The sequence below is a fragment of the Caballeronia sp. GAFFF2 genome (assembly GCF_023631485.1).
In the GTDB taxonomy this organism is placed as follows: Bacteria; Pseudomonadota; Gammaproteobacteria; order Burkholderiales; family Burkholderiaceae; genus Caballeronia.
The window spans coordinates 55933-76630 of record NZ_JALQDA010000034.1; the positions used below are offsets into that span (position 1 = coordinate 55933).

A 20698-nucleotide genomic window follows, 5' to 3' on the forward strand; every position below is an offset into this window, starting at 1 on the left:
TCCGTCGCCAACGCCCGCTTAAGCGGGCTTTTTATTGCGGCCACGCCTGGAGCACTCCGGTGATTTTGCTGGCTTAGAGAGGTCCCGCCATGACAGACAAGATTGCGACCGCCGACGAAGCGATCGGACTGATCCGCGACGGCGACGCCGTCTGCTGCTCGGGATTCGTCGGCATCGGTACACCCGATGAATTGCTGATCGCGCTGGAACGACGTTTCCGAAGCGCCGCCACGCCACGCGATCTGACGGTCGTTTTCGCCGCCGCACCGGGCGACGGCGGCGAGCGCGGACTCAACCGCATTGCGCTGCCGGGGCTCATCAGGCGCGCTATCGGCGGACACTGGTCGCTCGTGCCGAAGCTTGCACGCATGGCGACCGACGACCTGATCGAAGCCTACAACCTTCCGCTCGGCACGATGTCGCATCTGTTTCGCGATATCGCGGCGCATCGCGCCGGCACGATCACACAAGTCGGAATCGGTACGTTCGTCGACCCGCGGCTTGGCGGCGGAAAGATCAACGCGAGCACGACGGAAGAGCTCGTCAGCGTCATCGAGATCGATGACAAACCGTGGCTGCTCTACAAAGCCTTTCCGCTCGACGTGGCGCTGATTCGCGGCACCACGGCCGACACCGACGGCAACATCACGATGGAGCGCGAAGCGCTCGTGCTCGACGCGCAAGCTATCGCCATGGCCGCGCATAACGGCAAAGGTCTGGTGATTGCGCAAGTGGAGCAGATCGTTCCAAGCGGCACGCTCGATCCGCGCGCGGTGGTGGTGCCGGGCATTCTCGTCGATCGCATCGTGCTCGTGCCCGCCGGCGCGCAGCCGCAGACATACGGCACGGCCTATGACCCAGCGTTCTCGGCCGAAACGAAAGCCGTGGTCGGCGAGATGAAAAGCCCCGTGCTCGACGAGCGCAAGGTGATCGCACGCCGTTGCGCGTTCGAGTTGCCGCCAGGCGGCGTCGTGAATCTCGGGATCGGCGTGCCTGAAGTGGTGGCGGCTGTCGCGGGCGAGGAGCACTTGCTGAGTCATCTGACCTTGACCGCCGAGCCAGGCGTGATCGGCGGCATGCCGCTCGGCGGCCTCGATTTCGGCGCCGCGATCAATGTCGATGCGCTCCTGCATCAGAATCAGCAATTCGATTTCTACGATGGCGGCGGTCTCGATCTCGCCTGCCTGGGCATGGCCGAAGTGGACCGCGGCGGCAATGTCAACGTGAGCCGCTTCGGCGCGCGGCTCATCGGCGCGGGCGGCTTCATCAACATCAGCCAGAACGCGCGCTCCGTGGTGTTCGCGGGCACCTTCACGGCGGGCGGACTCAAGGTGCAGATCGAAGGCGGGCGGCTCGCGATCATCTCGGAAGGCGCGAAGAAAAAGTTCGTGGAGCGCGTCGAACAGATCACTTTCAATGGCGAATTCGCGGCCGCGCGCGGTCAGCCCGTGCTGTATGTGACCGAACGCTGCGTGTTTCGTCGCGTGCCCGAGGGACTCGAACTCACGGAGATCGCACCGGGTATCGATCTCGAACGCGATATCCTCGCGCATATGGACTTTGCGCCCATCGTGCGTCAGGTCCGGCTAATGGACCCGCGCATCTTCCTTCCGCAGATCATGGACCTGTCGACCATTCTCACCGAGCGCGGCGCAATGACCCGCGAACTCGCGTTGCAAGGAGACTGCCAATGAAAGCATCCGACCTGTTTGTCAGGGCGCTCGAAAACGAAGGCGTCGATCGTATCTTCGCCGTGCCGGGCGAGGAAAACCTCGATGTCGTGGAATCGCTGCGCAAATCGAGCATTCAGCTCATCGTGACGCGCCATGAGCAGTCGGCGGCCTTCATGGCGGCCACGCACGGTCGTCTGACCGGTCAGCCGGGCGTGTGCATGGCGACGCTCGGTCCCGGCGCGCTGAACCTCGTCACCGGGGCGGCTTACGCGCAACTCGGCGCCATGCCGATGATCCTCATCACCGGCCAGAAGGCCATCATGACCTCGCGGCAGGCGCGCTTCCAGATCGTCGATATCGTGGCGACGATGAAGCCGCTCACCAAGGCATCGCGGCAGATCGTGAGCGGCGCGAGTATTCCGACGGTCATACGCGACGCGTTCCGGCTCGCCGCCGAAGAGCGTCCCGGCCCCGTGCATCTCGAACTCCCGGAAGACGTGGCGGCCACCGAAGTGAGCGACGACGTGGGCATCGTTCCCAGGCATCCGGTCGAACTGCCCGTCGCGCACGACGCCGCGATCGAACGCGCCGCGAACCTGCTGATGCACGCCGAACGGCCGCTCGTCATGTTCGGCGCGGCGAGCAACCGGCCGCGGCTCGCGGGCCAGTTGACCGACTTCATTCGCCGCACCGGCATTCCGTTCTTCAACACGCAGATGGGCAAGGGCACGGTCGCGGCTATCGGCAACGACGAAGCCACCGAGCTGTGGATGGGCACGGCCGCGCTCAGCGAGCGCGACTATCTGCACGAAGCGATCGACCGCGCCGACCTGATCCTCGCAATCGGTCACGACACGGTCGAAAAGCCGCCGTTCTTCATGGGACCGAAGGGGCCGCAGGTGATCCATGTGGGCTACACGCCCGCCAATGTCGAGCAGGTGTTCTTTCCGCATGCGGAAGTGGTCGGCGATCTAGGCTTGAGCCTGTCGCGCCTCGCCGCGCGCGTCGAAGGCAGGTTGCCGTGCGCGGGTGCGCTGGCGCCGCTGCGCGAAGGCATTCTGAAGCGCACGCTCGACCGCGCCGACGAATCGCGCTTTCCGCTGACGCCGCAACGGATCGTCCACGACGTGCGCGAAGTCATGCCCGCCGATGGCATCGTCGCGCTCGACAACGGCATGTACAAGATCTGGTTCGCGCGCTGTTACCGCACACGCAGCGCCAACACGCTGCTCCTCGACAACGCCCTGGCGACGATGGGCGCAGGCCTTCCATCCGCGATGATGGCGGCGCTTCTCCACCCCGAGCGGCGCGTGATGGCGGTGTGCGGCGACGGCGGATTCATGATGAATTCGCAGGAGCTGGAAACTGCGGTGCGGCTGAAGCTGAACCTCGTGGTGCTCATCATTCAGGACGACGCGTACGGCATGATTCGCTGGAAGCAGGCCGTCGACAAGTTCATCGACTGGGGCCTCACCTTCGGCAATCCGGACTTCCTCAAGTATGCCGATGCCTACGGCGCGAAAGGGCGGCGCGTAGAATCGGCCGAAGGACTGGTTCCGGCGCTGGAGGGCGCGTTCGAGGACGGCGGCGTGCAGCTCGTGATCGTGCCGGTAGACTATTCGGAAAACATTCGCGTGCTTGTCGAGGAACTCGGCAACCGCGGCATCGAGGGGACGAAATGAAGATCAAGGCAGCAGTTCTGAACGCGATGGGTACGGCCACGCCTTACGCGGAATCGAAGCCGCTTCGCATCGAAGAGGTCGAGCTTGCGCCGCCCGGCCCGGGCGAAGTGCTGATCAAGGTCGCGGCGGCGGGGTTGTGTCATTCGGATCTGTCGGTCATCAATGGCGACCGGCCTCGTCCCATGCCGATGGCGCTGGGGCATGAAGCGTCCGGCATCGTCGAGGAACTCGGCGCGGGCGTGACCGATTTGAAAGTGGGCGATCACGTGGTCGTCGTGTTCGTGCCGAGTTGCGGACACTGCGCCCCGTGCGCCGAAGGGCGGCCGGCGTTGTGCGAGCCGGGCGCGGCCGCGAACGGCGCCGGCACGCTGCTGTCCGGCGAGCGGCGGCTTTCGCATGGGGGCGGGCCGCTCAACCATCATCTCGGCTGCTCCGTGTTCGCCGAGTACGCGACCGTGTCGCGCCGCTCGGTCGTGAAGATCGATCCCGCCGTGCCGCTCGGCGATGCCGCGCTCTTCGGCTGCGCGGTGCTCACGGGCGTGGGCGCTGTCGTCAATACGGCGCAGGTGCGAGTCGGTGCGTCGGTGGCGGTGATCGGGCTGGGCGGTGTCGGTCTCGCCGCGCTCATCGGTGCACACGCGGCGGGCGCGCGGCAGATCATCGCCATCGACCTGGCCGACGACAAGCTCGAACAGGCACGCGCGCTCGGGGCCACGCATACGGTCAACGCGGGTCAGGACAATGCGCTCGAACAGATTCGCTCGCTGAGTTCGGGCGGCGTCGAATTCGCATTCGAATTCGCAGGCTCGATTCGCGCGCTGGATCTCGCGTATCGCATCACGCGTCGCGGCGGAATGACGGTGACCGCCGGGCTGCCGCCATCGACCGCCAACTGGCCGCTGCCAGCGGTGAGTCTCGTTGCGGAGGAACGCACGTTGAAGGGCAGTTATATCGGCACGTGCGTGCCGTCACGCGATATTCCCCATTACGTCGATCTCTATTCGCAAGGCCGCTTGCCCGTGAACAAGTTGCTCACGGGACGCCTGAAGCTCGACGAGATCAACCATGGCTTCGACCTGCTGCATGAGGGAAAAGCGATTCGGCAGGTGGTCGTGTTCGATTGATTCGGCTTGACCACGCGTAGCCGCATGAAGTCGTTCGCGAAGGAAGGCAATCGCGCCTTGCCTTCGAGAACGATGTCTTTCGGTTCGCGAAGCTGCCTTGTGACCGCCGCAGTCCATCGAGAAACGCGCTTCGACGACTGCTTGAGGAACGCATCGCGCTTGTCTTCGCTGTGATGATTGCGTGGAAGGCGCGCCTTCAACGCCCTTTCCACGGCACGAGCCGCCGTTCCAGCGCGCGCATGCCGAAGTCGAAGATCCACGCAATCGCACCGATGAGCACGATGCCCATCACCACTACGTCGGTGCGCAGAAAGCTCGACGCGTTCAGCACCATCTGTCCGAGACCGGCGTTAGCCGCGACCATTTCCGCCGCGACGAGCGTGGTCCAGCCAAAGCCGACCGCTATGCGCAAGCCCGTCAGAATCTCGGGCAACGCGGCGGGCAGCACGACATGCCGCACCACTTGCCGGAAGCTCGCGCCGAGCGACCACGCGGCGTTCACCTGCTCGGTGGTCGCGCTGCGCACGCCCGCGCGCGCGGCCATGGCGATCGGCGCGAAACACGCGAGCCAGATGACGACGATCTTCGCGGTTTCATCGATACCGAACCAGATCACGACGAGCGGCAGATAAGCGAGCGGCGGCAGCGGCCGGTAAAACTCCAGAGGCGGATCGAGCACGCCGCGCGCAATCCGGCTCACGCCCATCGAAATGCCGACCGGCACCGCCGTCACGACCGCGAGCGCGAACGCGCCGAACACGCGAATCGCGCTCCACAGCAGATGCTCCGATAGCGGCAGGCCGCCCTGAATGCGCCCGTGCACGGCATCGATGAAAGCACGCCACACGGCCTCGGGCGACGGCAGAAAAAGCGGTGGCAACCAGTGAAAATGCGTGGTCGCCCACCACAGCACGGCGATCGCCACGACGCATAACGTGCTCGGCATCGCGGTGGGTCCCGCGCCCGGCATGCCGCGATAGCGCTTGCCACGCTTCGCGCGCCGGGCGCGAGGCACTGCCGCGCTTTCTGAGGGTGGAGCGAAGCGGGCCTCCTGAACGGGCTGCGTCACACGGCCTCCGTGACAGGACGATGCAATCGCCGCGTCAGACGCTCGCGCCACTCGATGAACGCGGGCGATGCCTTCACCGCGCGGGCATCGCGATTCGCGACGTACTCGCGCGAGAACGGCAGTTCGTGCACTTCCTCGATACGGCCCGGACCCGGCGTCATCAACACGAGACGGGTGGCGAGAAAGAGCGCTTCCTCCACGCTATGCGTGATGAAAAACACCGTCTTTTGCGTGCGCGCCCAGACATCGAGCACGAGTTCCTGCACGGTTTCGCGCGTGAGCGCATCGAGTGCGCCCATCGGTTCGTCCATCAGCAGCACTTCGGGATCGCTGGCGAGCGCCCGCGCGATGCCCACGCGCTGCTGCATGCCGCCCGACAGCGCATAGACCTTCGCGTGCTCGTATTGCGCGAGGCCGACGAGGGCAAGCGTGCGGCGCGCGATCTCGCGACGCTTGTCGCGCTTGACGCCGCGAAAGCGTAAGCCGAGCGCGACGTTGTCGAGCACGTCGAGCCAGGGCATGAGCGCGTACTTCTGGAACACGACGCCGCGTTCCGCGCCCGGCCCGAGAATCGGCTCGCCGTTGAGCGACGCTTCGCCTTCGGTTGGATCGAGAAAGCCTGCAAGGCAATTGAGCAGCGTGGTCTTGCCGCATCCGGAAGCGCCGAGCGCGACGACGAACTCGCCGCTGCCGATTTGCAGATCGACGCCCTTGAGCGCGGGCGCGCTCGCGCCTTCATACGTGACGCCGAGATTGCGGATGGACAGCGAAGTCATTTCGCGGCCTGCTGCGCGAAGCGCGGATCGACGCCCGTCGAATAGTCAGCAAGGACGTTCTGGATCGTGCCTTGTTGCTTAAGGAACTGTGCGGTGGCCGTGAGCGACTTTGCAGCGCCGGATTGCTGACCGCCGCCGAGCCAGGTTGGCGACGCCTGTTCTCTCGCGCTTGGAAAGGCGTAGAGCGAGAGACTCGCGGGCACGTCGGCGGCGGTTGCACCGGACTCTCGCGCCACGGCCTCGACCTGTTTCGAACCGGCGGTCCAGTCGGCTTTGTGATCGCGGTATTGCGCGTCGGTATCGGCGAGCACCTTGGTGAGACCCGCCATGAACGCGGCGTTGTCCTGCGCGAACTTGCGCGAGGCGACGAAGCCATCGAAGGTCGCCTTGCCGCTTTCCTTCGCAACTTCGCCCGATGTCACGAGCACCTTGCCGTTCTGCTTGACCTTGGCGAGCACCGGGTCCCAGATGTAGGTCGCGTCGATATTGCCGCGTTCCCACGCCGCCGCCACTTCAGGCGGCCGCAGGTTGACGATCTTCACCGATGAAGGATCGACGCCCGCCTGCTGCAACGCCACGAGCGCATGAAAATGCGAGGTCGATACGAACGGCAGGCCCAGCGTCTTGCCCTTCAGATCAGCGAGCTTCGTCACGCCGGAGCCGTTGCGCACGACGAGCGCTTCAGCGTCGTTGATGTTGTCGAGAATCCAGAAGAGCGAGAGATCGACGCCTTGCGACAGTCCGGCCGCGATCGGGCTCGACCCTGCTTCGCCCACTTGTATCGAGCCGGACGCCAGCGCGCGGATCACGTCCGCGCCGCTGCCTAGCTTGCGGTACGTGACCTTGTAGCCGGTCGCCTTTTCGACCGCGCCGCTTGCCTGCGCATAGCGCCACGGCACGACCATGTCCTGATAGCCGATGACGACCTCGCGTGTCTCCGCTTGCGCGTGCATCGGTGCGAGAACGACGGTTCCAAGTGCGAAAGAGGCGAGGCTGGCGAGGAGTTGACGACGGGTCGTGTGTTTCATGGAGCAGGCGCTAAGGTCGTTGTAAAGCCTTCGACTATAGGCACTTCACGTGCCGCGGCTACCAATGTTTTATGCGTAGCAAATCACATCGCGACTGCTTTGGTCTTCATTGAAACCGCACCCTGATGCGCGGCGTAAAAAGCGGCGCGACACTTGGCGCCGACACTCGAAGATGCGCTCCGCATCCACGAGCCGATCGCACAGTTCGACAAGTCGGACCGTTTAGGCAAGCGCATCGGGTCGACATTCCGTAAGCTTGTCTGAACCCGTGGCGCGCGTGCATTGCTCGATCTCGCGAGCACTGTTTCATCGAAGGGTTCGAGTCCGGGTCGCCGCTTCTTCGAAACGCACTATAGTGGAGGATGTTTTCAACGAAGAGAGAGGGCTCGCATGATCTCACGCACTCGTTCCACCCTGGCCGCTACGATGCTCGCCGCGACGCTCGCGTATGTCCCCGCCGCGCATGCGCAGCTCGGCAATCTGCTCAATCAGGGGGGCAATAGCGGAGCCGGTGGCGGACTGAGCAGCCTCGGCAGTCTGGGCAGCGGGATGTCGTTGCAATCGCTGACATCGAACAGCACGGGCAACGTAGCCGGCGTGCTCCAGTATTGCATCAAGAACAACTACCTCGGCGGTGGCGCGTCATCGGTCAAGGACGGCTTGATGAGCAAACTGCCGGGCGGTGCATCGACGAGCGATAGCGGATACACCGACGGCTCCAAGGGCATTCTCAATAGCGGCAGCGGCAAGGTCGATCTGAGCGGCGGGGGGCTCAAGGAGCAGATTACCAAGCAGGTCTGCGACAAGATACTGTCGCAAGGCAAGTCGTTGCTGGGTGGTTGACGGTTTGACGTCGGCAATGGAACGCTTCCGCGAGAGCGTCCTCGACGTTTGCGTCGAAGACGCTCCACGGCTTCTTAAGCGATCCAGAAGCGATGCGCAGCGCTCTCATGCCGAGGCGCCGCGCCGCGCGTTCAAGCGTTAAACATACCGCGCCTCGTCCAGATCGGCGATCAACGTCGGCCCGGTCGGATGCCAGTCGAGCCGCGCCTGCGTCAACGCGCTCGATGCGGGCATATCCAGAGCGACGAACATGGCCATCCATCCGAAATGCGCGGCGGCTTCCTCCGGCGCGATGGAAACGGCCGGCAGCTTCAGGCCTCGTCCCAGCGACTCGGCGATCTCACGGCTGCTGACGCCTTCTTCACCCACCGCGTGATATCGCGCGCCCCGTTCGCCCTTTTCCACGACCAGCCGATAAAGCCGCGCGACATCCGACAGATGACCCGCCGGCCAGCGGTTCTGGCCATCGCCGACATAAGCGGATACGCCTTTCTCCCGCGCGACCTCGACGAGCGGCGTAATGAGTCCCTGCTTAAACGGATTGTGGACTTGGGGCAGCCGCACGACCGAGACGTTGATGCCCGCGTCCAGCAACGCATGACCCGCGAGTTCCGACGCGATGCGCGGGTTCGGATGACTCGCGTTGAACACATCCTCGCTCGCCGCCTCGCCATGCGCGCCACCGCCCATCCCGGTTCCCGACGTGATGACGAGCGGCCGGTCCGAGCCTTCGAGCGCCGAGCCGAGCGCGGCAATGACGCGCTTGTCCTTCTCGCAGTTCTCGATGAACCTCGAGAAGTCGTGATCGAAAGCCGTGTGGATGACGGCGTCTGCTTGCGCCGCGCCAGCGACGAGACTGTCCGGCTCTTCCAGCGTGCCGCGATAAACGTCGGCACCCGCTTTCTCGAGCGTTTGCGCACCCGCATCGGAGCGCGTCATGCCGAGCACCTGATGCCCGGCGCGAATGAGTTCGGTAACAAGGGCCGAGCCGATAAAACCGGTCGCGCCTGTCAGAAAAATACGCATGGTCAAAGCTCCCTGGTCGTGACCCGCTTACTATCCGATCGTTTCTTATCCCGTTAAAGTAGTGACTTCATCATGGTAAAGCGACTAACAGGGTCTTCATGTCAGTCAACACCGCACGATCGCTGGGCGATTTCCTAAGGAGCCGTCGCTCGCGGCTCGACCCGGCGAGCTTCGGATATTCCGGGCGCAGACGAACGCCCGGCCTGCGCCGGGAAGAGGTCGCGCAGCGCGCGCATATCAGCCCGACCTGGTACACGTGGCTCGAACAAGGGCGGGGCGGCGCGCCATCGGCGGAAGTGCTCGACCGCATCTCCGGCGCATTGATGCTGACGGATACCGAACGGGAGCATCTCTTCATGTTGGGCCTCGGGCGGCCGCCCGAAGTGCGCTACAAATCGGTCGAAGGCGTTCACCCCCGCTTGCAACGCCTGCTCGATTCGCTCGAAGCGAGTCCGGCAATCATCAAGACCGCCATCTGGGATGTGGTCGCGTGGAACCGCGCCGCCGCTGTCGTGCTGACCGACTACGGCACGCTGCCGCCCGGTGAGCGCAATATCCTGCAGTTCCTGTTCCGCAATCCCACCGTCAGGGCCAAGCAGCACGATTGGGAAAGCGTCGCGCGCTTCGTCGTGGGCGCGTTCAGAGCGGATGTGGCGCGTGCCGGACTCGCTTCCGAGGTGAGCGAACTCGTGGACGAACTCTGCGGCGCAAGCCCGGAATTCGAGGCGTTATGGCGCGACAACGATGTGCTGAACCACGGCGACAGCAATGGCATCAAGCGCCTGCTTCATCCCGTGCTCGGTCAGATCGAGTTGGAGTATTCCGCATTCTCCGTCGATGGCCGGCCCGATCTCGGCATGATCGTCTACACGCCAATGGACCCGGCGATAGCCGCGCGCGTCAAGGTCCTCGCTGCCGCGAAGGCGTAACGATCCTATCCAAGTGAGCGCGTTGTTAATTTGCTAAGACCAAAGGCTTCGTTGGTGCGGCATGGCGCGCATACTAGGATAAAAACATCGCGGACGCTACGGTCCGCACGCGCATAAACGGAGACCTCCATGCGATACAAGGGATACGACGTGGCACCGTCTGCCCATGCCATGCCGAGCGGCCTGTTCGCGGCAAACCTGACTATCGAGAACAAGGTGTCGCCGCACGGCTCGTCGTTCACGTTCGATGCACTCGATTACTTCTTCGAGGCGGATCACGCGGTCGCGTATGCGTTGCGCTGGGCGCGGATGTGGATCGACCAGCGCAACAAGCGGTTTGCGGCGCTCAGGCGCTAGCAGCAATCTTCACCGCGGCGCCGCGCCGCGCCATCCGCACCATCTTCTATGCAAATGAATTTTGCTTGGTTCCACTTTCCCGCCATGTCTCGCATAGTCGGGATTGATGGCTATAGACGGTTGCCTTTTTGTCGGGCGACTGTCGGGTGACCAAGACGTCGAGCTTCAAACATAGAGGACTGCAACCGTGGCCGTATTCGATATCGATGACATCGTCCAGTCGCTTCAGACGGTGCGCCAGCAATGGCGGGAAGTGCAGCGGCGATCGCTCGAACCGGGCGGGCGCGAACTTCCGGCGCGCGAGGCGCTGACCGATATCGTCGGCGCGATGAAGGGCGCGCTCTTTCCAATGCGGCTCGGACCGCCCGATCTGCGTCAGGAAAGCGAGAACTTTTACGTGGGCCATGCGCTCGACTTCGCGCTGCAAGGGCTTCTCGTGCAAGCAAAGCTGGAACTGCAATACAAGGCGCGTCACGCACCGCGCGACGATGCGGCCATCGACGCACGCGCGAGCACCGCGGTGAAGGCCTTCGCGAAGACGTTGCCGCGCATTCGGAGCCTTCTGGACAGCGATATTCTCGCGGCCTATCAGGGCGATCCGGCGGCAGGCAGCGTCGATGAAGTGCTGCTCTGCTATCCCGGCATTCTCGTGATGATTCATCACCGGATCGCGCATGAGTTGTACCGGCTGGAGTTGCCGTTGCTCGCGCGCATCGTCGCGGAACTCGCGCATAGCGAAACGGGCATCGATATTCATCCGGGCGCGAAGATCGGCGCGGGATTCTTCATCGATCATGGCACGGGCGTGGTGATCGGCGAGACGACGGTGATCGGCGACCGCGTGCGCATCTATCAGGCGGTGACGCTCGGCGCCAAACGCTTTCCACGCGATGCCGCAGGCAATCTGGAGAAAGGACTCGCACGGCATCCCGTGGTGGAAGACGATGTCGTCATCTACGCGGGCGCGACCATTCTGGGCCGCGTTACGCTCGGTCAAGGCGCGGTGATCGGCGGCAACGTATGGCTCACGCACGATGTCGCGCCGGGAAGCTACGTGACGCAGGCGCTTTCGCAGAGCGCGGCGGTGTCGCATGCGCAGACGCCGACCCAAACGGTCGTGCAAACGCCCAAGCGCGCGCCGCAAGCCGAACAGGTCACGCCATGAGCACGGTGGTGCGTCACTTCGGCGCGACCGTGCGCGAGTTGCGCGAGTCGTTCGGCTGGACGCAGGAACAACTCGCCGAACAAGCCGGGCTCAATCGCTCCTATGTCGGCGAGATAGAACGTGGGACGTGCATCGCTTCCATCGTGACGCTCGACAAGATCGCGCAAGCGTTCAATGTGCCGGCGGGGCGTCTTTTCGGCGCGTCGCGTGGAGATCTGGCGTCGCTGATATCGGAGTCCACGCCATCGGCGAAGTAACGCGGGCGCGTCGGGTTCATCGGCCGTATTGCGTGCGATGCATGCACAGACGCTTCTTGTAGAAGTGTCTTCGTAAGCCTGCGGCAGCATCGCGCTTGGCCGTCCCGGCGGGCCGCTCCTCAAGACGATCTCAATTCGGAACAAAGGCCGCGCGTCGATGAATCCGCCGATGCCGTCGCCGCATGCGTGGCCATCGGGGTAGGGTGGCCGGCTCGCCAACCCACCCGAATCGGGTGGGTGGTAGTAAGGGGCCTTCGGAATGCATCGACCGGGTCCTACAATCGGGACGAATCACGGCCCCGCTTGCAGAGTCCAGCATGTCCGATCTTGGCGAAACCGCAGTCGAATCCCACGTGTCTGTCGTGCGTGTGGCGCACAAGTTCGTACCGCCACGCGGCGCACGTCAGTTGATGCCACGAAGCGCCTTGCTGGCCCGCCTGCTCGACGCACGGCGCCAGCGCTGCATCGTCATTCACGGGCCGGCCGGAAGCGCGAAGACCAGCACGCTCATGGGGTGGCGGCACTCCCTTCTGACGCTCGACTTCGACGTGGCATGGCTGTCGCTCGCGCCTGCGGACGACGAGGTGCGCATATTCTTCGCCGGTCTGCTCGCGAGTCTCGCCTTGGTGGACCGGTCGATCGTCGACTTGGCGGAACGCCTCACCGCACGCGATGGCGACGAACTTGCCGTGGAACATTGGGTCATCGCTCTCGTGCGGGGTGTCGCCCGTCACAAACGCGAACTCGTGCTGATGCTCGACGATGTCCACCATCTCAGGGACGCGCGCATCTTCGAGGCGTTGCGATGGCTGATCGACTACGCGCCGCCGCAACTGCATGTGGTACTGACTTCGCGGCGGCCGTTGCCGCTGTCGCTCGCGCGATTGCGCGCGCAAGGTCTGACCACGGAGTTCGATCAGCAGGACTTGCGTTTCTCCGCCGAGGAATCGGAGCGTTTTCTTCGCGAGCAGTCCGGCCGGATCGGCAAGCGCGACGCACAGGTCGTGCACGAACTCACCGACGGCTGGGCGACCGGCCTCCAGTTATTCGCGAACGACCTCAAAGCCAGACGCGGGGCTCCGCCTGCGCCAGCGAGCGTGTGCGAAGGCGCGGCGTTCGTGGGCTACTTCGAACGCGAGGTGCTGGCCCGCTTGCCCCGCGACGATGTGCTCCTGCTCACCCACGCGGCCCTCTGCGGCCGCTTCTGCGCGCCGCTCTGCGCTGATCTGCTGGAGCAAGCCGGCGTCGTTGGTCTCGCCATCGACGATATCGCCGCGCAACTCATTCGCCTGGAGGCCGACAATCTGTTCGTCACGTCTGTCGCCCCCGAACAGGAGCGCGATGCGTGGTACCGCCTGCATCCGTTGTTGCGCAGCGTCCTGCTGAACCGCGTGGCGGGGTTGCCGGACGAGGCGCAACGTGGGCTTCATGCAGCGGCATGGCACTGGTTCGATGCGCACGGTCACATGGACGAGGCAGTTCAACATGCCGTGCTTGCTGGAAACAGCGAGGCAGCCGCCAATATGGTCGAGGGATTCGCTCACACGCTGCTCGCGCGCGGCGAATTGCGGCAGCTCGCGAGCCTCATGCGCCGCCTTCCGCCGGGACAAGTGGCGGCGCGCTTCGATCTCCTCGTGATGCAGGCGTATCTGCAAATGTATGCCGGCGAAACCGATGCGCTGCAGCAGGGCATTCGGCAGATTGCACGGCGCAGCGAGCGGTCCGGCCCGCGCGAGCGGTATGCGCTTGCCGTGTTGCGGGGTGGACTGGCGCTGCAGCGCGACGATACCGACTCCGTGGCCGCCTTGCTACCGGAATTGCAGCGCGTGCCGTCCGACGCCGACGCCTTCACACGTGCCGGGCGCAGCAACATTCTCTCGTGGATGTTCATCCATCGCGGCGAGTACGCGGAGGCGCGCAAGGTGCTGGAAGAAGGTGCGTCGCGTGAAGGCGCGCCGCGCGGCATCCTGCTCGGCCGATGCATGGGCGGCATGACGCACGCCGCCGAAGGACAGGTGCTGCTCGCGGAGCGCGTTCTGCGCGAGGTGCTGAGCGAGGCAGACAAGCAAGGCGCGGCGTATATCGGTATTGCGTGCATGTCGGCGGCGCTGCTGGGCGAGGCGCTTTACGAACTGAACGATGTCGAGGCCGCGCTCGCGCTGCTGGAGAACCGCATCGACCTGCTCGAACGAGTGTCCATTCCCGACACCGTACTGCGCGCGCTGACCGTGCTGGCCGGCGCTCACTGGCTGGCCGGCAGACGCGGCGAAGCGCTCGATTATCTGACGCGTCTTGAAGATTACGCGGCGCGCCGCCAGGTCGACCGGCTGCTCGCCTGCGCGCTGCACTGGCGTTCGCGCTGGCTGCTGGACGACGGCCAGGTCGACGAAGCGGATGCCGCGCTGTCACGGCTGGAGGCGCTCGCCGTGCGTTACTCGGGCGCGGTGCGCAGCACGGCGTGGGAAATCAGCGTATGCGCCGGTCTTGCCCGTATCGCCATGTGTCTGCATCAGAACGATTTCGACGGCGCCGTCGCGCGTCTGAAGCCGCTCGCCGCGTTGTCCGAGGCGGGCGGGCGGTGGAGCCGCGTGGCGAGCCTGCGCCTGCAGCTGGCCATCGCGGAGCAAGGCCGTTGCAACGACAAACGCGCCCGCGAGCATCTGACCGAGGCGTTGCGCGTGGGCCATCGCCTCGGACTCATGCGCAGCGTGCTCGATGGCGCGGGTGACTCGCAGGCGATGCTCGACGTCGTCGTGTCGGATCCGCACTTCGATCCCGTGCTGGCGTTCTACGCGGAGCGTCTCGTGAATGCGGGGAAAGCACGCGCACGCTTCCCTGCCGGGGCGAGCAGTCCGCAGGCCTCGGGCGATCTGTTGAGCGAACGCGAGAGCGAGGTGCTGAGTTTGCTCGCGCTCGCGCTGCCGAACAAGAAAATAGCGCGCGTCATGGATGTATCGCTCGACACCGTGAAGTGGCATCTGAAAAATATCTATCGAAAGCTCGACGTATCCGGCCGCGATGGCGCTGTCGCCAGAATGCGCGATCTGAACGCCGGCTGACCATGCGCTCGCTGCCCGCTTTCCCGTGCTTTCCACCCTACGCGGGTGGGCTCGTTCCATCCGTTCCCGACGCAGAATGACCTTGTCGAAGCGGCACGCTCCCGCATGCGTGGGCCGCGACAATCCGTCATGAGGAGTGTTCGGTGGAAGTCAAGCGTAATGTCTATCGCGAGGACCATGAAATGCTGCGCGAAACCGCGCGGCGTTTTTTCGAGCGGGAATGCCTGCCCCGTCAGGCCAAATGGGACGAGGCCGGTTGCGTGGATCGTGAGACCTGGCTGAAAGCGGGCCGCGAAGGACTGCTGTGCGTGACCGTGCCGGAAGAATACGGCGGTGGCGGCGGCGACTTCGGGCACTCGGCCATCGTGGCGGAAGAACTGCATCGCGCTGGCGTGTCGGGCTTCAGCTATTCCGTGCATTCGGACATCACCGCGCCGTACATCGTGCGTCTCGGCACCGAGGCGCAGAAACGCAACTGGTTGCCGCCCATTTGTCGCGGCGAGAAGATTCTCGCCATTGCCATGACCGAGCCTGGCACGGGCTCCGACCTGAAGTCCATCCGCACCACGGCGGTCCGCGACGGCGACGAGTACATCATCAACGGCAGCAAGACCTTCATATCCAACGGCCTGAATTGCGACATGGTGGTGGCGGTCTGCAAGACCGACCCGTCCGCGGGCGCAAAAGGCGTAAGCCTCATCATGGTCGAGACTGACCGCGCGGGCTTTCGGCGCGGTCGCAAGCTGGAGAAGGTCGGTCAGGCCGCCGCCGACACGGCCGAACTCTTTTTCGACGACGTTCGCGTGCCCGTCACCAATCTGATCGGTCAGGAAAACGGTGGATTCATCCACCTGATGGAAGAACTGCCGCAGGAGCGCCTGATCATCGCGATCTACAGTGCGGCGAAACTCGAACGCCAACTGGAGCTCACGCTGCAATACGTCAAGGATCGCCGCGCGTTCAATCAGACGGTGTGGGACTTCCAGAACACGAAATTCAAGCTGGCCGATGTCAAGGCGCAAGCAGTGGCCGTACGCACGCTGGTGGACTATTACCTCCGCGAGCATATGGAGCGCAGGCTCACCTTGCAGGAAGCCGCCATCGCCAAGCTGTTCGCGACCGAAACCATGTGGAAGTGCATCGACGAGATGGTGCAGTTGCACGGCGGCTACGGCTACATGCTCGAGTATCCGATCGCGCGCGCGTTCGCCGACATGCGGGTGACGCGCATCTTCGGCGGCACCAGCGAAGTGCTGCGCGACCTGATCTCCAGAAAACTGTAAGCATCCCTACTATTGACGGGAAACATCATGAGCGAAAAAGTGCTGGTGGCAGGCGTCGGAATGATTCAGTTCGCCAAGCCGGGCGCGAGCCAGAGTTACATCGAAATGGGAGCGGAGGCGACGCGCCGCGCACTCGCCGACGCCGGCATTCCCTACGACCTCGTGCAACAGGCCTTTACCGGTTACGTCTATGGCGATTCCACCTGCGGCCAGACCGCACTGTACGAAGTCGGCATGACGGGCATCCCGATCGTCAACGTCAACAACAACTGTTCGACGGGTTCGACGGCGCTTTATCTCGCGCGTCAGGCCATTGCCACGGGCGACGCCGAGTGCGTGCTGGCGCTCGGCTTCGAACAGATGCAGGCGGGCGCGCTGAAGTCGCACTGGGACGACCGCCCGGTCACGCGCGCACGGTTCGTGCCGATCATGCATGGCCTGACGGCGGATCTCGCGCATCTTCCACAGGCGTTGCGAACCTTCGGCGGCGCGGGACGTGAACACATGAAGCGTCACGGCACGACGATGGAAACGTTCGCCGCCGTGCGCGCCAAGGCGAGCCGTCACGCCGCCAATAATCCGCTGGCGCTGTTTCGCAAGCAGGTCAGCACCGAAGACGTCATGAACGATACGGTGCTGATCCCCGGTGTGATGACGCGCCTGATGGCATGCCCGCCAACGTGCGGCGGCGCTGCCGCCATCCTCGTGTCGGAGCGTTTCGCGAAGAAGCACGGGCTGCGCAACGACGTGCGGATCGTCGCGCAGGCGCTCACCACCGATCCGCCCGCTTCGTTCGATCCGCCGTCGATGCTCAATTACGTCGGCACGCATATGACGCGTTCGGCGGCCAACAAGGTCTACGAAAACGCGGGTGTCGGACCGGAAGATATCGACGTATGCGAACTGCACGACTGTTTCGCGCACAACGAAGTCATCTGCTACGAGGCGCTGGGCTTCTGTCCGGAAGGCGGCGCGGAAAAATTCGTCAAGGACGGCGACAACACGTATGGCGGCAAGGTCGTGGTCAATCCGTCGGGCGGGCTGCTATCGAAGGGACATCCGTTGGGCGCGACGGGGCTTGCGCAGTGTTACGAGCTCACGCATCAGTTGCGCGGCAGCGCGGACCGGCGTCAGGTCGAGGGCGCGCGGCATGCGTTGCAGCACAACCTCGGGTTGGGCGGTGCGTGCGTGGTCACGCTTTACGGCACGAACTGACGCGGCTTCGAGCGTGACCATGCATTCGACTTCGCACTTCGAACACGGGCGCCGTTCATCGGACGTCTGTCATGCAAACACGGGGAGCGAGACGTGAGTAATCTGCTGGATGCCTTTCATCTAACGGCGTTGCCCGTCGAGGCCGAAGCCTTCCGCGCGGAAGTGAAGGAGTTCATCGCGGAACATCTGCCGCACGCCGCGGCCGACGTCCGCGCCCGTTCATGGATGGGCTTCGATGCCGCATTCAGCCGTCGGCTCGCCGCGCGCGGCTGGGTCGGGCTCACGCTGCCCACGCGTTACGGTGGCGCGGGAATGGATGCGTTTCGACGGTTCGTGCTGGTGGAAGAATTACTTGCCGTTGGCGCACCGGTGGCCGCGCACTGGATCGCGGACCGGCAAAGCGGTCCATTGATCCTGCGCTACGGAACGCAGGCGCAGAAGGACTTCTACCTGCCGCGCATTTGCGCCGCGTCGGCGTTTTTCTGCATCGGCATGAGCGAACCCAACGCGGGCTCGGATCTCGCCAGCGTGCGAACCCGCGCGGTACGCAGTGAAGGCGGCTGGCGGCTGAACGGCCGCAAGATATGGACGACCAATGCACAGCACTGTCAGTACATGATCGCGCTCGTGCGTTCGTCGGGAGCGCCGGAGGATCGCCAGAAGGGTTTGTCGCAGTTCATCGTGGATCTCGCGTTGCCGGGCGTGATTGTGCGGCCTATCGTGGACCTCACGGGCGACGCGCACTTCTCCGAAGTGACCTTCGACGATGTCTTCCTCAACGACGAAGCGCTGATCGGCGAGGAAGGCGCAGGCTGGGAACAGGTGACCGCGGAACTCGCGTTCGAACGTAGCGGCCCGGAGCGGCTTTATTCGAGCGTCGTGCTGCTCGATAGCTGGGTCGCCCATTTGCGAAGAGAGAGCGCGAAACCCGCTGACCTTGCTTTGCTTGGCAGCCTCGTCGCGCAACTGGCGACATTGCGTTGCATGTCCATCGCGGTGACGGCGCGGCTCGCGCGCGGCGAGAGCCCCGTGGTCGAAGCCGCCCTGGTGAAGGACATCGGCACCGAGTTCGAGCAGACCATACCCGCGCTGCTGGAAGCCGCGATCACGGCCGATCCGGCACGGTCCATCGCACCCGAGCTGTATCGGACGCTGGCCTATCTCAGTCAAGTTTCCCCTGCATTCTCGTTGCGCGGCGGCACGCGCGAAGTGCTGCGCGGCATGATCGCGCGCGGCCTGGGCTTGCGCTAATTCTCATGCATCAGGAAAGACTCCCATGTTCACGGAAGCAATCGAGGCCATTCTGCGCGATTACGCGACTCCGGACGCCATCAGGGCCATCGAAAACGGTGGCTCGCCCTCGGCTATCTGGGCTGCACTGGAAGAAGCCGGCTTTCTGGAACTGCTGACGCCGGAAAGCGCGGGCGGTGCCGGGCTTGCGCTGTCCGCGCTCGCGCCTGTCTTCGTCACGCTGGGGCGGTTTGCCACGCCCGCGCCGGTGGCGCAGAGCATCGCGGCGCGGGCGTTGTTGCGCGAGAGCGGCATTGCGGCTCCAGCCGGCATGATCACGCTGGCGGGCCGCTGCCGACGCCTTGACGATGAGCACCATTCGTTGGAGGCGCCCGCCACGCCGTTCGGGACCATCTGTGAATATGTGCTCGCGAATCTCGATGGCGCTCTGCTTCTGCTCGACGCGAACCATGCCGCACGCGAGCCGGGCGGCGTGCGGGGCAGCCTGTGCGCAACCTTGACATGGCGCGGCGACCGCGTTTCCGCGCCGCTCGGTCGAAGCGGCGGGGAAGTGCCTCTGTTCAGCGCGGCCATTCACGCGGCAGCCATCTCCGGTGCGATGGATCGCGTATTCGGCATGACGCTTCGGTACTGCAACGACCGGTCTCAATTCGGCAAGTCCATCGGCAAGTTTCAGGCGGTGCAACATCAGTTGAGTGTGATGGCCCAGCACACGAGCGCGGCGGCAATTGCAGCCGAACTGGCGTTTTCCGGCGCCGGCCCTGTGCCGGCGCGGCTCGCGACGGCGATCGCCAAGGCGCGCACCAGCATGGCGGTGCCGCTGGTGGCATCCATCGCTCACGCGCTGCACGGGGCTATCGGAGTTACCGCGGAGTACGACCTGCAGCTCTATACGCGCAGACTGCACGAATGGCGCATGGCCGACGGTTCCGAGGCGTATTGGAATTGCGTGGTCGGCGAGGCGGCGCTTGCGCGGATGACCCCCACCATCGCCGACTTCGCACGAACCGCGCCGCTCGAAACAGCCTGAGTGACGGGCCTGAGACGACGGCCTGAGACAAAACGGCCTGAGACAAAACGGCCTGAGACAAAACGGCCTGAGACAAAACGGCCTGAGACAAAACGGCCTGAGACGACGGCTTCTAATAACGACCGGACATTCCATGAACGACTTTCTGAAGTACGAGCAGGACGGTCATATCGTCACGCTGACGATGAACGAGCCCGAGCGCCGCAATCCGCTGACCGGCAACACGGCGGTGGACGAATTCCTCGACGCGATCAGGCGGATCGAGACGGACCGCTCGGTGCGGGCCGTGATCCTGACCGGTGCCGGAACGGCCTTCTCTTCGGGCGGCAACGTCCATGACATGGAGCGGCATGCATCGGGGTCCATGTCAGGCATGGAGATCCGTCAGGAGTACCGGCGAGGCATTCAACAGTTGCCGCTCGCGCTCTTCAATCTGGAAGTGCCTGTCATCGCCGCGGTGAATGGCGCGGCAATCGGCGCCGGACTGGATCTCACCTGCATGTGTGATATACGCATTGCGTCGGAACACGCAAAGTTCGCCGAAAGTTTCGTCCGGCTCGGCATCATTCCCGGCGATGGTGGCGCGTGGCTCCTGCCACGCATCATCGGACTGTCGCGGGCGGCGGAACTGACCTTCACCGGCCGGGTGATCGGCGCCCAGCAGGCGCTCGAATGGAATCTCGTATCGCGCGTCGTTGCGCATGACACGCTGCTTGCGGCCGCGCGCGCCCTCGCCGAGGACATCGCGGCCAATCCGCCGCATGCGGTGCGCCTTGCCAAACGGCTGCTGCGCGAAGGCATGCATTGCCGGCTCGACACGCTGCTGGAAATGTCGGCGGCTTATCAGGCGTTGGCTCATCAAACGGACGATCACCGCGAAGCCGTTTCCGCTTTCATCGACAAACGGCACCCGTCGTTCAACGGATAACGC

Annotated in this window: 18 protein-coding genes and 1 pseudogene; 14 read left to right on the top strand and 5 right to left on the bottom strand. The window is 64.4% G+C overall.

All coding sequences use genetic code 11. The annotated features are described in order from the left end of the window. Window positions 1-89 precede the first annotated feature (89 nt). From NCT04_RS24945 to NCT04_RS24955, 3 genes are read left to right on the top strand one after another with little or no spacing between them, the layout of a single operon-like run. The gene (locus NCT04_RS24945) at window positions 90-1694 is read left to right on the top strand and encodes an acyl CoA:acetate/3-ketoacid CoA transferase (RefSeq protein WP_250468171.1); all 1605 of its coding nucleotides are present in this window, start codon (window positions 90-92) and stop codon (window positions 1692-1694) included. After that, a complete protein-coding gene (locus NCT04_RS24950) occupies window positions 1691-3355 on the top strand; it encodes an acetolactate synthase large subunit (RefSeq protein ID WP_250468172.1) in 1665 nt (554 codons plus the stop codon). The genes NCT04_RS24945 and NCT04_RS24950 overlap by 4 nt, the downstream gene beginning before the upstream one ends. Next, entirely contained in the window at window positions 3352-4479 is a 1128-nt protein-coding gene (locus NCT04_RS24955; RefSeq protein ID WP_250468173.1) for a zinc-dependent alcohol dehydrogenase family protein, read from the top strand. Before NCT04_RS24950 ends, NCT04_RS24955 begins: the two co-directional genes overlap by 4 nt. Before the next feature lie 196 nt (window positions 4480-4675). Here the strand turns inward: NCT04_RS24955 and NCT04_RS24960 are convergent, their stop codons facing one another. Genes NCT04_RS24960 through tauA form a run of 3 tightly spaced genes read right to left on the bottom strand, consistent with a single transcriptional unit; the run spans window position 4676 to window position 7352 of the window. Continuing rightward, a complete protein-coding gene (locus tag NCT04_RS24960) occupies window positions 4676-5494 on the bottom strand; it encodes an ABC transporter permease subunit (protein WP_250468174.1) in 819 nt (272 codons plus the stop codon). Window positions 5495-5544: 50 nt separating this feature from the next. Next, on the bottom strand, window positions 5545-6324 hold the full coding sequence (locus tag NCT04_RS24965) for a taurine ABC transporter ATP-binding protein (RefSeq protein WP_250468175.1): 780 nt from the start codon (window positions 6322-6324) through the stop codon (window positions 5545-5547). Continuing rightward, window positions 6321-7352 carry a taurine ABC transporter substrate-binding protein gene (gene tauA, locus NCT04_RS24970; RefSeq protein WP_244830267.1) on the bottom strand — a complete coding sequence of 344 codons (1032 nt, stop codon included), beginning with the start codon at window positions 7350-7352 and terminating at the stop codon, window positions 6321-6323. The genes NCT04_RS24965 and tauA overlap by 4 nt, the downstream gene beginning before the upstream one ends. Window positions 7353-7742: 390 nt before the next feature. Between tauA and NCT04_RS24975 the strand changes: the two genes are divergently transcribed. Beyond that, entirely contained in the window at window positions 7743-8195 is a 453-nt protein-coding gene (locus NCT04_RS24975) for a DUF2501 domain-containing protein (protein WP_255784742.1), read from the top strand. 138 nt (window positions 8196-8333) lie between these two features. Here the strand turns inward: NCT04_RS24975 and NCT04_RS24980 are convergent, their stop codons facing one another. Then, complete coding sequence (locus tag NCT04_RS24980; protein WP_250468176.1) at window positions 8334-9221, bottom strand: SDR family oxidoreductase; 888 nt, start codon at window positions 9219-9221, stop codon at window positions 8334-8336. A gap of 98 nt (window positions 9222-9319) precedes the next feature. Here NCT04_RS24980 and NCT04_RS24985 point away from each other — a divergent pair, with 98 nt between their 5' ends. The 9 genes from NCT04_RS24985 (at window position 9320) to NCT04_RS25025 (ending at window position 19767) form a co-directional block, all read left to right on the top strand. Continuing rightward, a complete protein-coding gene (locus NCT04_RS24985; RefSeq protein WP_250468177.1) occupies window positions 9320-10150 on the top strand; it encodes a helix-turn-helix transcriptional regulator in 831 nt (276 codons plus the stop codon). 129 nt (window positions 10151-10279) lie between these two features. Beyond that, a complete protein-coding gene (locus tag NCT04_RS24990; RefSeq protein WP_244830270.1) occupies window positions 10280-10507 on the top strand; it encodes a hypothetical protein in 228 nt (75 codons plus the stop codon). 187 nt (window positions 10508-10694) lie between these two features. Next, window positions 10695-11672: a serine O-acetyltransferase EpsC gene (epsC, locus tag NCT04_RS24995; protein WP_244830271.1), complete on the top strand. Its 978-nt coding sequence runs from the start codon at window positions 10695-10697 to the stop codon at window positions 11670-11672. After that, window positions 11669-11929: a helix-turn-helix domain-containing protein gene (locus tag NCT04_RS25000; RefSeq protein ID WP_250468178.1), complete on the top strand. Its 261-nt coding sequence runs from the start codon at window positions 11669-11671 to the stop codon at window positions 11927-11929. The genes epsC and NCT04_RS25000 overlap by 4 nt, the downstream gene beginning before the upstream one ends. A gap of 317 nt (window positions 11930-12246) precedes the next feature. Beyond that, window positions 12247-14988: a winged helix-turn-helix domain-containing protein gene (locus NCT04_RS25005; protein ID WP_250468179.1), complete on the top strand. Its 2742-nt coding sequence runs from the start codon at window positions 12247-12249 to the stop codon at window positions 14986-14988. Between the two features lie 143 nt (window positions 14989-15131). Further along, window positions 15132-16271, top strand: coding sequence for an acyl-CoA dehydrogenase family protein (locus NCT04_RS25010; RefSeq protein WP_250468180.1), 1140 nt, complete (start codon window positions 15132-15134; stop codon window positions 16269-16271). A 27-nt stretch (window positions 16272-16298) separates the two neighbouring features. Next, window positions 16299-17486, top strand: a complete 1188-nt coding sequence (locus NCT04_RS25015) for a lipid-transfer protein (protein WP_250468181.1) — start codon at window positions 16299-16301, stop codon at window positions 17484-17486. A 93-nt stretch (window positions 17487-17579) separates the two neighbouring features. Continuing rightward, window positions 17580-18737 carry an acyl-CoA dehydrogenase family protein gene (locus NCT04_RS25020; RefSeq protein ID WP_250468182.1) on the top strand — a complete coding sequence of 386 codons (1158 nt, stop codon included), beginning with the start codon at window positions 17580-17582 and terminating at the stop codon, window positions 18735-18737. A gap of 25 nt (window positions 18738-18762) precedes the next feature. Continuing rightward, window positions 18763-19767 (top strand): acyl-CoA dehydrogenase family protein, encoded by a 1005-nt coding sequence (locus NCT04_RS25025; RefSeq protein WP_250468183.1) that lies wholly within the window; start codon window positions 18763-18765, stop codon window positions 19765-19767. Between the two features lie 31 nt (window positions 19768-19798). On the opposite strand, the pseudogene NCT04_RS34775 reads toward NCT04_RS25025, so the two are convergent. Further along, a pseudogene (locus NCT04_RS34775) lies at window positions 19799-19858 on the bottom strand (hypothetical protein); the annotation flags it as partial. A 42-nt stretch (window positions 19859-19900) separates the two neighbouring features. Between NCT04_RS34775 and NCT04_RS25030 the strand changes: the two are divergent. Then, window positions 19901-20695 carry a crotonase/enoyl-CoA hydratase family protein gene (locus NCT04_RS25030; protein WP_250468184.1) on the top strand — a complete coding sequence of 265 codons (795 nt, stop codon included), beginning with the start codon at window positions 19901-19903 and terminating at the stop codon, window positions 20693-20695. Window positions 20696-20698: the final 3 nt, after the last annotated feature.